This is a genomic window from Aquimarina gracilis, from assembly GCF_035285365.1.
Classification (GTDB): domain Bacteria; phylum Bacteroidota; class Bacteroidia; order Flavobacteriales; family Flavobacteriaceae; genus Aquimarina; species Aquimarina gracilis.
On the sequence record NZ_JAYKLX010000005.1, the window covers coordinates 303,001 to 317,899 of the forward strand.

The 14,899-nt window shown below is 35.4% G+C and carries 9 protein-coding genes; 5 read left to right on the forward strand and 4 right to left on the reverse strand.

Annotation, left to right across the window (positions count from 1 at the left end; all coding sequences use genetic code 11):
• Nucleotides 1–5: 5 nt before the first annotated feature.
• The 4 genes from nagB to U6A24_RS11895 all read right to left on the reverse strand — a co-directional run bounded on the left by nagB (nucleotide 6) and on the right by U6A24_RS11895 (nucleotide 8,768).
• Nucleotides 6–1,973, reverse strand: coding sequence for a glucosamine-6-phosphate deaminase (gene nagB, locus U6A24_RS11880; protein ID WP_324180190.1), 1,968 nt, complete (start codon nucleotides 1,971–1,973; stop codon nucleotides 6–8).
• 244 nt (nucleotides 1,974–2,217) lie between these two features.
• On the reverse strand, nucleotides 2,218–4,062 hold the full coding sequence (locus U6A24_RS11885) for an Ig-like domain-containing protein (protein ID WP_324180191.1): 1,845 nt from the start codon (nucleotides 4,060–4,062) through the stop codon (nucleotides 2,218–2,220).
• 109 nt (nucleotides 4,063–4,171) lie between these two features.
• Nucleotides 4,172–5,764 carry a RagB/SusD family nutrient uptake outer membrane protein gene (locus U6A24_RS11890; protein ID WP_324180192.1) on the reverse strand — a complete coding sequence of 531 codons (1,593 nt, stop codon included), beginning with the start codon at nucleotides 5,762–5,764 and terminating at the stop codon, nucleotides 4,172–4,174.
• Between the two features lie 10 nt (nucleotides 5,765–5,774).
• Complete coding sequence (locus tag U6A24_RS11895; protein WP_324180193.1) at nucleotides 5,775–8,768, reverse strand: TonB-dependent receptor plug domain-containing protein; 2,994 nt, start codon at nucleotides 8,766–8,768, stop codon at nucleotides 5,775–5,777.
• A gap of 238 nt (nucleotides 8,769–9,006) precedes the next feature.
• On the opposite strand from U6A24_RS11895, the gene U6A24_RS11900 reads away from it, so the two are divergent.
• The 5 genes from U6A24_RS11900 to U6A24_RS11920 are packed head-to-tail and all read left to right on the forward strand — an operon-like array spanning nucleotide 9,007 to nucleotide 14,890.
• Complete coding sequence (locus tag U6A24_RS11900; protein ID WP_324180194.1) at nucleotides 9,007–10,056, forward strand: sensor histidine kinase; 1,050 nt, start codon at nucleotides 9,007–9,009, stop codon at nucleotides 10,054–10,056.
• Entirely contained in the window at nucleotides 10,053–10,778 is a 726-nt protein-coding gene (locus U6A24_RS11905) for a LytR/AlgR family response regulator transcription factor (RefSeq protein ID WP_324180195.1), read from the forward strand. The genes U6A24_RS11900 and U6A24_RS11905 overlap by 4 nt, the downstream gene beginning before the upstream one ends.
• A 12-nt stretch (nucleotides 10,779–10,790) precedes the next feature.
• Entirely contained in the window at nucleotides 10,791–12,731 is a 1,941-nt protein-coding gene (locus U6A24_RS11910) for a sodium:solute symporter family protein (protein WP_324180196.1), read from the forward strand.
• 18 nt (nucleotides 12,732–12,749) lie between these two features.
• The gene (locus tag U6A24_RS11915) at nucleotides 12,750–14,372 is read left to right on the forward strand and encodes a M1 family metallopeptidase (RefSeq protein WP_324180197.1); all 1,623 of its coding nucleotides are present in this window, start codon (nucleotides 12,750–12,752) and stop codon (nucleotides 14,370–14,372) included.
• Complete coding sequence (locus U6A24_RS11920) at nucleotides 14,372–14,890, forward strand: DUF2867 domain-containing protein (protein ID WP_324180198.1); 519 nt, start codon at nucleotides 14,372–14,374, stop codon at nucleotides 14,888–14,890. Before U6A24_RS11915 ends, U6A24_RS11920 begins: the two co-directional genes overlap by 1 nt.
• Nucleotides 14,891–14,899: the final 9 nt, after the last annotated feature.

Below are 14,899 nucleotides of genomic sequence, written 5' to 3' on the forward strand. Positions count from 1 at the left end.
TTTTTTTAAAAATGGTATCTCCTAAATGCTTCTATGGCTTCATATTCGGCTAAGCCCAGTTTATGATATCTTTGAGCGGTTTGCTGATTACGTTCTTCGGCTCTGACCCAAAATTCTCGGGAATCATCCCCTTGAAACATAACACCATCTTTTTGAGATTGGTGAAAAAATATAGCCTTACGTTTTTTAAGCACCTCATCGGGACTCAAAGGCACAGCCATTTCTATATCATGAATATCCCATTCTTGCCACGCTCCCCGATATAGCCACACCCAACAATCTTTCATAAATTCTTCTTCCTTTAATTGTTTCAATACATCAAACAAAATATCCAAACAGACTTTGTGGGTTCCATGTGGATCTGCCAAATCTCCAGCAGCATATATCTGATGTGGCTTTACCTTCTTAATTAGTTTTAAAAGTATGTTCTTATCTTCTTTTCCGTATGGTTTCTTTTTAACGGTTCCGGTTTCATAAAAAGGAAGGTTCAAGAAATGAACATAGGCATCTGGTAATCCCAAAAAACGTGTAGCTCCATAAGATTCTCCCCTTCTAATTAGTCCTTTTAAGTTTCTTACTTCAATAGCATCTATAGCTCGTTCTTGCTTCTTTTTTAGCTCCATAATAATAGAACTTATCTCTTCTTTGTCTTTATCGGGGGTCATATTTCGGATTACTTCGGCATACTTCATAGCCTCTGCATCAGATACCGCTATGTTTCCAGAAGTTTGATATGCGACATGAACTGTATGCTCTTGTTCTATTAAACGAAGAAAAGTTCCTCCCATTGATATCACATCGTCATCGGGATGTGGACTCAATATCAGTATTCGTTTTTTATGAGGAGTGTTACGTTCTGGTCTATATGTGTCATCGGCGTTTGGTTTACCTCCTGGCCATCCCGTAATAGTATGTTGTAACGTATTAAACATTCTTATATTTAGCTCGTATGATGAGCCTTCTTCGGCCAAAAGCCCGGACATTCCATAATCATTATAATCTTTATCTGTTAGTTTTAGTATAGGTTTTTGAACTTTTTGACTCAACCAAATAATTGCCTTATTCTTTACTTTATCGGTCCATCGGCAAGGTCCTACTAACCAAGGAGTTTTAATTCGAGTAAGCTCATTGGCTGCTTCTTTATCTAATACAAAAGTGGTATTGTTATGTCTTTGCAAATATGACGCTGGAACGTCAGAGGTAATTTTACCTTCTATAGTTTCTTTAACGATTTCGGCCTTTTTATGCCCCCAGGCCATGATCACAATTCGTTTTGCCTTCTTAATGGTCCCAATTCCCATTGTAATAGCTTTTTTAGGTACATTTTCGATACCAAAAAACGAGGGAGCGGCATCTGATCGAGTGAGATGATCCAACGTAATACTTCGAGTTACCGAATTATAGTGAGAACCCGGCTCATTAAAACCGATATGACCTGTTCTGCCAATTCCTAGTAATTGAAAATCTAAACCTCCAAAAGAGTTAATCTTCAATTCGTAATCGATGCAGTATTGATGTAAATTTTGTTGCAAAACCGTGCCATCTGGAATGTGTATATTTTCTGGCAAAATATCAACATGATCAAACAGATGCTCATACATAAAATAGTGGTAACTTTGTACATTACTTTTATCCATAGGGTAATACTCGTCCAGGTTAAATGTGACGACATTTGCAAAGCTTAGCCCTTCTTCTTTATGTAATCTTACCAATTCGTCATACACCTTGATTGGTGAAGAGCCTGTTGCCAATCCCAAAACACAATGCTCTTGACGGGCTTGTTTTTCTTTTATTAATTGAGCTATTTCATTGGCAATGATTACTGAAGCATAATCTGAGCTCTTAAAAATAACGTTGTGAATTTTTTCAAATCTCGTCTCCTCAAATTTTCCCGCTTCTCTATAAGTAATATCTTTATAATACGGACCGGTATTATTACTATTGGAAGTATTATATCTTATTTCTGTGCTCATTGTGTAACTTAAGTTATGTTGTTTAATAGCTTATAGAAATTGAAGCTATCATCTATATCATTTTTATGAAAAGTTTTTCGACAGATGACATAAAAGCAATTATAAATGACTTAAAAACCAGATCATACGGTATAGAGAAATATTGTATAATGTTTCGAAAAAAGGAAAACCTCAATAATAGTAGCCACATAACTATTATCAAGGTCTCCCATAATCAAAATACTAATTTGTATGAAAAGCGTAATTAGTTACAAGTCGCAATAGTCTTCCACCAGTGTTCTCCGCTACCGGGAGTTACCCAAAGAGGGCCAGTTTGTGCCTCATATAGTACCCCTTGATAAATAGCTTGGTCACCTTGATTATATATTTTTGGATATGGTTCCCAAGACGCAACTCCACTACAGGAACCAGTACCTCCTCCTGATGATTGAACATTAACAATGACTATTGCAGAAGTTGTCGTTGCTCCCAAATTATCTGTAGCCACAGCAGAAATATTATAATTTCCAACGGAAACATTAGACCAATTATACTGGTACGGACTTACAGTATCTTCTCCCAATTTTGTATTTCCTTGATAAAATTCCACTTTGGTTACATTTCCATCACTATCTGAAGCATTTGCAGAAATACTAATGGTTTCACCTTCAGTGAAAGTTGTATTATTGGATGGCGAGGTTATACTAACAGATGGAGCTTGATTTCCTGTACCACCTCCGTCTCCACAGTTCTTAATAAATTCCCATGGTTTTCCGTCTCCGGTATTCGATGAAGGGACATCTCCTTGTGTCCACCACTTTGCTCTATACAGCTTGTTTTCGTAAACTACTTCTTGACTAGCTGAATATGCGGTAGTTGAGACCCATTGTGAAGAATTACAATCGGTACCTCCACCACCACCTCCGTCCCCACCTCCGGTGTAAGGAGATTCTGGGTAATTTTCTGCATTAGCTATAGCTTGAGATTGAGAAACTCCATCCAGTACCTGACTCGCCGTATACAAATATCCGTATGCCGACGAGACTCCGTCACCCAATAACAATTGCCATATCATTATACCATCATTATTAGAATTATTTACTCTAATATGGCCAGAAAGCTCAGCTACGTTTTGATATGTGTACGTATAGTATGGACCCCAAGGTTCATTGGGGTAATGTGTTCCCGCTGCAATGGAAAATCCATATTGATCTGCATAATACTTATAAGCATCATACATAATTTTTCTGTTACTTGCTGCTCCCGTATTATAACCTTGATATGCAATTAAATCAATTTTGTTTCCAACGGCATTCATAACCGGTATCATATGTCCCGTTGTAGCAAATCCATATAAACTAATAGCTTCATTTGGCGAAGTTGCATTATACAAATTGGCATCAGATTCTCCTGTAACCGTATTTCTTTTGTTATAGGCAAAAGGAGATGAAGGATCATCATTATTTAATCCTCCCAGAGCTCCTACTCCCGCAGGAGCACAAGCCAATAAGTATTGTCCCTTTGGCATAATAGCCCTGGAGTTATTAAAAAAATCAATAAATCGCTGCACATTAATAGGCTCTCCTATAGTAGCAAAGCTTCCATTAGGTTCAAAATCCCAGTCAATTCCTTCGAACCCCATATCATCAACAAGATCCTTTATTTGTTGATAATTGATATCGTATGCAGCATTGGATCCCCAATATGTCTCACCACCAACCGATAAAATTACTTTAATACCTTTTGATTTTAATACCGACACAGATTCTTTCAATGTTGCTCCTCCATACGGAGTCTGAATCCCGGTATTTGTAATATCCAGAGACCCTTTTTGATACCTTAGATTTGGTCTTGCAAAAGCCAAAAAAACATGAGTAACATGTTTAGGGATATCTCTTAATTTTGATCCCTGACCGGTAGTCGTCCAACTTTCGGACCATGACGGAAAATATCCCAAAATAATGGGCTGGATAAGAGAAGTTTTATTTGCTTGTGAGAAAGCCGTAGAATTTTCAATTTCTAAAGGGTCTTCAAGAAAATTTTCGTTGGTACAGGAGAAAAAACAAACCTGTAATAGTATAAGTATCGAAATTTTTTTAAGTAGTTTCATAGTTTAAATTAATATTTGTGTTACGCTTGATTTCGTTTTGTTTGAGGCTTTGAAGAAAAAGAGAGAAATAAAACGTATCTCTCCCTTTTAAAACACATAACAAACTGAGTTAAAAATTTCCTCCTGGGACATCCCACCATAATCGAGTTCCTGCATCATCTGGTCCTCCCAATTTAATTACGGCGTCTGCTACCCCATCAGGATTGGTTTGTAGTTCGCTATCCACAAATGGAATCCTACGAATCTGAATATCGGTATCAACAACACCAGCACTTTGATTACTTACTACTGGAAAAATTTTCGGATATCCCGTACGTCTATACTCGCTCCAGGCCTCTTGTCCTTCAGGAAATATAGCAATCCATTTTTGAGTAATAATACGCTCTAGCTTTTCTTCATTACTGGCTCCTTCATCCCAGGCAATTGTGATATTACTTAGTGCGGTAATATTATTTGATGGAGTTACAGGGTCCACATAATCCTTAGGGGTGAGTGTAGAGTTTGCAATATAATTTGATGATCCACTCAAACCATATTGTTGAAAAGAAGTACTAATTCCTTGTTCATAATTAGCCTGGGCCGTTCCTGCACCTGTCCACCCTCTTAAAGCTGCTTCTGCTTTTAAGAAAAATACTTCTGAGGCTGTCATAAGCTGAACACTTGAAGTTAGCACCTGATCTGATAATAATGAAAAATCCACATAGTCTGCTTTCTGTGCAAGTTCATCATCATAACCTGGCAGTAATGGTAAACCGTTTCTTATTCCTTTATGTTCACCCTCAATTACTCCTGAAACATTAAAGTAACTTTCTATCCTAGGGTCTTCATACCCGCCTAAAATAGACTCCATAGAGGCGTTCATTCGTATATCTCCCCAAGAATTATTAATAGTTTTAATTGGGTGATCCAATGTTCCGTTTACAAAAAAACTATCTTCATTGGTTTGAAAAACCCCAACAGGATGATTTAAGGATTTTTCTCCTTCACTTTTTGCTTTGGAAGGGTTTACTTTTGAAATTCGAATAGCCAAACGTAACCGAAGGGAATTCGCATATTTAATCCACTTTTCATAACTGCCTCCATAAGACAAATCAAAAGCTGTAAACCTTGGGCTATCAATATTATTGGATAAGATCTGTACGGCTTCTTCAAGATCAGTAAAAAATGCATCATAAACCTCTTCTTGAGAGTCATATTCACTTGTAGTAGCCGATTCTCCAAATTTTGTATACACTATGGGACCAAAAACATCTGATACTCTGTGCATCGCCGTCACTTTTAAAATTTGTGAAATAGCAAAAAGTTCAGGAAACTTATCCTTGGTTTCATTTTCAATTGTTCTGGCATTATTCATCACATTAGAGTAAGGAACACTCCAGATAAAATTATTCCAACCACTTACCAAATTATATGTGGTATTGTTTGCTCCTGCTACAAAAGGCCTTGGATTCGTCATGTATCCAGAAAACACATCTGCATTTAAGTTCTGCTGTAACTGGTAAGACCATGCCGGGGTGTATTGATAAATATTTTCGAATATCGGCTTATAAAGAGAGCCTACATTCTGAAAATCTACCTCTAATTGCTCCTGGCTAATATTTCTTGGGTTTTCGTCGATATCATCCAACCCTTCGGTACAGGAAGACAACAATAGAGAAAGTGCCATTAAACCAGATAAAAATATGTTATTAGTATTTTTCATTGTAATTTTTTTAAAAACTTAGATTAACATTTAATCCCCAACTTCTAGTAGATGGGAGTCCTAATACGTCAACACCTTGTAACGCATTTCCTGTACTTAATGATACATTAGGATCGTGAGGCGCATCTTTATAAAAGAAGAATAAATTATTACCTATTAATGATGCTTTTATACCTCTGAAAAAGGAATTTTCTGATAGTTTGAAATTGTAACCAACGGCAAATTCGGCTAGACGAACATTGGTGGCACTATAAACATATTCTCCCGTAAATCCATTTCTTCCTCCAGCAAGCCCATAATATTCTTGTGCAGTAAGTGTAGAAACATCACCCGCAAGGTTTACCACTTCGATACTCCCATTGCTTGTCTCTCTTTGAGTATTGTTACTAAGTCCTTCAACAATTGCTTCTGTCATACTTATGGTTTCTCCACCAAATTTTCCATCAATAAGAAAATCAAGACTAATATTCTTGAAAGTGATTGAATTATTCCACCCTAAAGTAAAATCTGGGTTTGCATTTCCTACTTTTTCTAACCCTGCAATAGTGTTATCGGGATTTTCATCATTAATAACGATAGCACCACCTTCAACAACAGGTCTACCATCATTATCACGTTTTACTACCTGGGCATAAATATCCCCATACGAACCTCCTTCTACCAGATATGAAGCAAATGTATTTACTCCAGGTGGCGAAATTACCTGATTATCAATCTGTACATCATCAGATGGATTGCTAATTTCTTTTACCTCATTATCATTTGCCGCAAAATTTATATTTGCAGTCCATTTGAAGTTTTCAGTTTGAATAGGCGCAACAAAAATGGAAGCTTCAAACCCTTGGTTTATAATGTCTCCAGAATTAACACCAACAGTTACTGAGCCTGTTCCAGTAGATACAGGGACTTGAAAATATTGATCTACGGTACTGGTATTATAATACCCCAGATCGAATCCAAATCGATTGTTCCAAAATCGCCATTCTGTCCCTACTTCAAAGGACTTCTGTTGTTCTGGTCGAACCTCTCCCAAGGGTCTTACCGGGTCTAACGGATCCAGTCCTCCACCAAATAATATTCGACGCTCTGGAAATACAGTATTTGCGGGCACATCATTACCAACCTCGGCATATGAACCTCTTACTTTTCCGAAGGTTGCATCTCCCAAACCAAAGATCTCGCTTAATATCCCGGTAACACCTACCGATGGATAGAAGTATGAATTATTATTTGATGGCAAGGACGAAGACCAATCATTACGTGCCGTAAGGTCAACAAACAACTTTTCATTAAAGCCAATAGTTGTGCTAGCAAATAAAGAGTTTACTCTTTTTTCTAAAGATGATTGTGAAATTGCAACGCCAGGATTGGCATTAAAATTCTGAATGGAAAAGACATTTGCAAACTGCAGCCCGCCATTGGTTCCAGAATCTGCATTAAAAATCTCGGTAGAATTTCTAGTCGTACTGGCACCTACATTGGCGGATATAGAAATGGTATTAAATTGTTTATTTATGGTAGCAATTATATCTCCATAGATTTGACGGATATCTTGTTCGTTAAAAATATATCTTCCGTTTTCTGGTGCCAATGTTGCATCAGTAGTAGCATGCACTTCTTTATCATATCCTAAAAAAGTTTGATCATATGTTCCACGAGTTTGTATAGATATCCAATCATTAATCTTGAAGTTTAAACTCATCGAAGCCAGAAGTTTTCTATTAGTATCTTCATTGGCATTTCTATTTAATATCCAATATGGATTTTGTTCAATATCTGAAGTGGCTCTAAACCAACGTTGACTTTGAATATTTCGATCGGGATCCAACTGCTCAAAGTTTCTGTAATCTGAAAGTTGTTCTCCCGGGGAATCAAAATTGTATGCCCCTACCAACGGATTAAAATATAATCCCGAAACTGGTCGATTATCAATAGTTTGAGTCGTTGCCAAAACACTTGCATTGACTGTTAACACCCCGTCAAAGAATTTTGCTGTTTCGCGAATATTAATAGTATGTTGTTTTAAATCATTCGTTGGTAATATCCCAGTAGCAAAGGTATTTGAGTATGAAAAGTACGTTTGTGCATTTTCTGTTCCTCCAGAAGCCGATACCGAAGTAATTGATGTAACTCCGGTATCAAAAAAATCTTCAATGTTACTTTCAGCTTCATCATTCAGATCTATATAGTACGCAGCATTTTCAACAATTACATTTGAAGAGAAATCTACTTTAAAACTCCCTGATCGTCCTTTTTTGGTAGTAATCAATATCACCCCGTTTAATCCTGCACTACCATATAAGGCAGATGCCGATGCCCCTTTTAAAACAGTCAATGATTCGATATCATCTGGATTAATAAGAGATAAGACATCTCCACCATCTCGGTTACCTCCATTAATATCCCCAAATGTTTCTAAAGGTTGGCCTCCTGTTGGATTGGATAAAGGGACACCATCTACTACATATAATGGTTGATTATTACCTAATGAAGAATTACCTCGTAATGTAACTTTTACAGATCCCCCTGTACCAGAAGAACTACGATTGATAACTACTCCTGAAACCTTTCCTGATAAGCTGTTTACAGGGTTGGTTTGCTTTACTTTACTAAGTTCTTCTGCATTAATATCCTGTGCAGCATAGGTTAAAGATTTTCGGCTTTTTTGAATTCCTAATGCCGTTACCACTACATCTTCAAGTTGCTCCAGGTTTTCTTCCATAGTAACATCTATTACATCCGATGTTCCTACCGTTACAGAAACTGAAGTAAGACCAACATAACTAAACTCCAATACATCTCCCAAAGATGCATTTATGGTATATTTACCATCAAAATCTGTTTGTGCTCCAATTGTTTTTCCTTTTACAATTATATTAACTCCAGGGAGCGGCATTGCATTCTCACCACTGGAAGTTACTGTTCCCGAAATTATTTTTTCTTGCGCATGAACCCCTATAAAAAAGGATAAAAAGACAGAAAAAATTAAAATACTTTTTCTCATGTAAATTAAGATTGATTTGTTTATTTATTCTGATTTAAAGGTTTTAGGAATAAAATTGAAAAAGAAATTAAATATCTAAACAGCACAAAAAAAACAATAAACGACATGTTTCTACATATTAGCGTTTTTTGAAATGAATGCTTTTTAAAATATTCTCTAAAGTATTTTGTTTTTAACCAAAAAAACGCATAATTTTTTCACGTTTTTTAACAATTTGTCATAAAAAACTATAAAAACTATGACCGACAAAATAACAAAATATGATGGTTACAGTATTCCCAGAAAGTATCATTTTATTTTCTGGATAGGATACTTCATGATCAATTTTATTCGATGGGGAAGTTATTTTGATGACTACATGTATTCATTTAAGTCAAACTTGGTAGAGTTTTTTATTCATATTCCAATTACCTACTTTCATATTTATTATTTGATTCCAAAGTTTATATTAAAAAAAAGAGTAGTTCTATACTTTATTTCGGCTATTCTTACATTGGGGTTAGTATACATTGTAAGAACAGAGCTAAATCTTTTATTAGTAACCAGTAACATTTGGCCAGAAGCCATTGGAATTCAAAAAGCCTATAGTTTTAATCATATCGTCGCTGTGACAATAGGAGAAGTTTATGTTGTTGCTTTGGCAACTGCAATAAAGCTAACCATGGACTGGATCGCAGAGAGGAGAAAGAATGCTCAACTAAAACAATTACAACTCAAAACAGAATTAAAATACCTAAAATCTCAAATACAACCTCACTTCTTTTTTAATACGTTAAATAACTTATACTATCTAACCATTGAAAAATCTGACAAGGCTTCAGATGTTGTTCTAAAACTATCCGAGATTATGCAATATGTATTGTACGATGTAAAAGAGCCAAAAATTGGTTTATTAAATGAGATTAATTATATACAAAGTTATCTAGAGTTAGAACGATTGCGACATGGAGAAAAAATAAACTCTCAGATTGAAATCAAAGGAAACATTGATGACATTTCTATCCCTCCTTTATTACTTCTTCCTTTTATTGAAAACTGTTTTAAACATGGCAGCAAGAATAATGATTCGGTAAACTTAGATATTCACTTCGAAAATAAAAAAAACCAACAACTCGTTTTCAGTGCGAAAAACAACTTCAATACCAATAATAATAACGAAAAGAAAAGAGGTATAGGTATTGAAAATGTACGAAGAAGATTAGAGCTATTGTATAAAAACAATTACTCTTTAGAAACCAAAATAATAGATAATACGTTTAATGTATTACTAAAAATCCCCATATTATGATTGTCAAATGCATAATAATTGATGATGAGCCTTTTGCGATAAAAATCATAGAATCGCACCTGGCATCATTCAAAAACATAGAACTTCTTGGATCCTTTAATAACCCTATTGAAGCTCTGGAAGTTATCGAGCAAGGAGAGGTAGATGCCATTTTTTTGGATATCAATATGCCTGGCATGAGCGGGTTGGATTTCATTAAAAATAGCAGAAATGATTACCAAATTATTATCACTACTGCTTATCGAGAATATGCCGTTGAAAGTTTTGAACTAGATGTACTTGATTATCTGGTAAAACCAATTCCTTTCAATCGTTTTCTAAAAACTATCAATAAATTAAATCAAGTTATCAACCAGAATCAATCAAAAAATGAAGAATATATAGGCAATAAAGAACCTTTTATATTCCTGAAAGTTGATAAAAAACTAGTAAAAATCCTGTTAAAAGACATTTTGTTTATTGAAAGTCTTAAAGACTACATTAAGGTAATCACCACTCATGGCAACTATTTGGTTCACAAATCTTTAACTGGAATAACCGAAGAGTTACCAAATTCAAACTTTATTCGCGTTCATCGATCATATACCATTGCTATAGATAAAATAAAATCTGTTGAAGGTAATTTGATAGAAATAGATTCGAAAAGAATTCCTATTGGACGCAACTATGTAAAACACGTAAAAGACACTATTTTTAGCAACAACAAAGACTTACACATTTAAAAAATCATCTTCATGATCACACTTTCGACGCTGGACCTTGTTCTAATCTTTTCCTTTTTTGCCATAACACTAGCTATAGGCATTTGGGTTTCCAAAAAATCAGGAAAAAACACAAGCGAATTTTTTCTTTCTGGACGTAATATGCCTTGGTGGCTATTAGGTTTATCTATGGTAGCAACTACTTTTTCTACTGATACCCCAAACCTGGTAACCGATATTGTAAGAAAAGGAGGAGTTTCTGGCAATTGGGCCTGGTGGGCTTTTTTAATTACGGGATTACTAACTGTATTTGTGTATGCCAAATTATGGAGAAAATCGAATGTAAATACAGACATAGAATTTTATGATCTACGGTATGGGGGAAAACCAGCTCATTTCTTAAGAGGTTTTAGAGCGATTTATCTAGGGGTTATTTTTAATGTACTTGCCATGTCTGGAGTTACATTGGCAGCAATAAAGATTAGTCAGGTCATGCTTGGTCTTGATCCCTTATATACCGTTGGTATTGCAGCTCTGATTACGGTGACTTTTAGCGCTGTTGGAGGTTTCAGAGGTGTGGTTTATACAGACTTTGTTCTATTTTTTACGGCCATGATTGGTGCTATAGGAGCAGCCTATTATTGTGTTAACCTTCCAGAAGTAGATGGCATTTCAAACCTAATTGTGCACCCACAAGTAATCGATAAAATCTCTTTACTACCTGATTTTGACAACACAGAATTATTAATTACGCTATTAATAATTCCTTTGGCAGTACAATGGTGGAGTTCTTGGTATCCTGGTGGTGAGCCCGGTGGTGGTGGATATATTGCCCAAAGAATGTTGGCTGCAAAAGATGAAAATCACGCCATTGGTGCTACTTTTTTCTTCAATATTATGCATTACGCATTGCGCCCATGGCCATGGATTTTGGTGGCCTTGGCCTCTTTGGTCCTTTATCCAAAAGATGATACCAATACCATGGAAGCCGCAAAGCATAATTATATTGAAATGCAAAAACTGGAAGGCACCAGAGCTTTAACTGTAGAAGAAAAAGAACGAATGGACACCTACTATTTCGCTTCTGAGGGATTGACTGCCATTAGAGAAGCATTCCCCGAAGAGAAAGTACAAAAGGATAAAATTGGCCATGACCTAGCCTACTCAGCAATGCTTACTCGACTACCATCTGGTTTATTAGGACTTGTTCTTGCTTCATTAATAGCGGCATTCATGTCTACAATCTCTACACACCTTAATTGGGGATCTTCATACATTGTAAACGATTTCTATATACAACAAGTCAATAAAAATGCTTCAGAAAAAGAACTTGTGCTAGTTGGAAGAATTTCAACAGCGGTATTAATGCTCATAAGCACAGTGCTAGCTCTGAAACTCACAAATGCCAAGCAAATTTTTGACTATATCATTATGTTTGGAGCGGGAACAGGATTAATATTTATATTGCGATGGTTTTGGTGGCGCATAAATGCCTGGAGTGAGATCTCGGGTATGTTTGCCTCGGGAATTGTATCTATAATTTTCAATCTAGAATCGGTTAATCTGGTTTTATTTGAAGAAGGACCGTTGCCTGGATGGTCAAAATATCTTTTAGTTGTTGGTATTACTACAATAATTTGGTTGGCCGTAACTTTTTTAACCAAACCCGAAGATTCTAAAGTATTGTTCAATTTTTATAAGAAAACTCAACCCGGCGGACCCGGTTGGAGTAAGACGCTACAAGCCGCAAAAAAGCAAAATATAGATATTAAAACTGATTTTGCACAGTGGAGCGTTCCTTCGGGTATTCTAGCAATGTTGGTAGGCTGTGTTTTAATTTATGGTGTGCTTTTTGCAACTGGGTATTGGATTTACGGAAAATATTTATCAGCCACGATTTTAACAATAGTTGTGATTATAGCGACTTATATTTTAAATAAGTTGTGGAAGAAAATAAAGTCCACTATTTTGTAGGTTTAAAAATTATATTGAATGAATAAAGCAATTCTGTCTCTACTATTTGTGTTTCAATCATTTTTCTTAACAGCACAAGAAAAAACATATACAAGACAGGATACTCCTAGAGGTTCAATTACTCCAGAAAGAGCATGGTGGGACCTTTCATACTATCACCTGGATATAAGCATAGATCCCGATGAGAAATCGATCAAAGGGAAAAATACTATACATTATAAAATAGTAAAGGAACATGATATCCTTCAGATTGATTTGCAACCTCCCTTGAAAATCGAAAAAGTACTTCAGGATGGTAAAGAGTTAAATGTAAAATCTGAAGGTAATGCTCATTTTATTAAGCTTTCCAAAGAACAAAAAAAGGGTAACCTCGATAGTATACAGGTTTTTTATTATGGAAAACCAAGAGAAGCTATTCGCGCACCGTGGGATGGCGGAATCTCCTGGAAAAAAGATGTAAATGGCAAACATTTCATTGCATCATCATGTCAAGGTTTGGGTGCAAGTGTTTGGTGGCCCAATAAAGATCATATGTATGACGAAGTCGATAGCATGCTAATAAGCGTTAATGTACCAAAGGATTTGATAAATGTTTCTAATGGAAGATTACGAAAAGTAGAGGAACATAATAACAATACAAAAACATTCCATTGGTTTGTGAGCAATCCTATAAATAACTATGGCGTGAATATCAATATAGGCGACTATGTTCATTTTGGAGAAAAATATGAAGGAGAAAAAGGCGCTCTTGATATGGATTATTATGTTTTAAAAGATAATCTTGAAAGGGCAAAAAAACAATTTAAAGACGCTCCAAAAACGATTAAAGCTTTTGAACACTGGTTTGGTCCCTATCCCTTTTATGAAGATAGTTTTAAACTTGTCGAAGTACCCTATTTGGGAATGGAGCATCAAAGCTCGGTTACGTATGGGAACAAATATGTAAATGGTTATTTAGGAAACGACTTATCGGGTTCTGGATGGGGTTTAAAATTCGATTATATAATAATTCATGAAACTGGTCACGAGTGGTTTGCCAACAACATTACATACAAGGATATAGCAGATATGTGGATTCATGAAAGTTTCACTTGTTATTCTGAAAGTTTATTTCTTGATTATTATTATGGCCAAAAAGCTTCCCAGGAATATGTAGTAGGGATAAGAAAAAAGATTCAAAATGACATCCCTATTATAGGTACGTATAATGTAAACAAAGAGGGGTCTGTTGATGTTTATTACAAAGGCGCCAATATGCTTCATACCTTGAGACAATTGATTGGAGACGACAAAAAATGGCGATCAATTTTAAGAGGCCTCAACAAAACATTTTATCATCAAACCGTTACCTCTAAACAAATTGAAGATTACATTTGCCAAGAAACAAAAATTGATCTTACCCACTTTTTTGACCAATATCTTAGAACTACCAAAATTCCCACTTTAGAATATTCCTTTAAAGGAGGGAAATTAAAATATAGGTATGTCGATGTTATTGAAGGCTATAATACTCCTGTTCGTATTTTTATCGGGGATAATCCATATTGGATACAACCCAGTGCTGAATGGCGAACAAAAGAATTTAAAGGAGATCGCATAATTATAGACCCCAATTTTTATATCTATGTGAAGCCACTCTGATGAAAATTAAAAAGGTTACTTTTCCCGAAAAATCCATATTATTTAATCATAATTATGATTACTCAGATAGTTATTCAGGAAATCTAGGCAAAAAAAATAGCTTGGTTACCTCTACTGATATAGGAAGAGCTTTCTTTATATCTTCACCAAAATGGATAGGTCTGTTAATGACATTGCGCAATAAAATAGTTTCTATTGTCGGGCTGAAAACCGGGACTACTACTAATCAAAAAGAGTTATCTAAAAAGGATCTTAATTTCAATAAAGGAGATCATATCGGAGTATTCAAAGTATTTAATAAAACTGAAACAGAATTAATCCTAGGCGAGGATGACAAACACCTTAATTTCAGAGTTTCTCTTTTTATTGTACCCAATTCTATGCATAAAGAAAAGTTAATCATCTCGACAATAGTAATATTTAATAATTGGTTTGGTAAATTGTACTTCTTACCTGTAAAGGTTTTCCACAGGTTTATAGTGAAAAGCATGCTAAAGAAAACGATAAAATCTCTTTAACCAAATCAT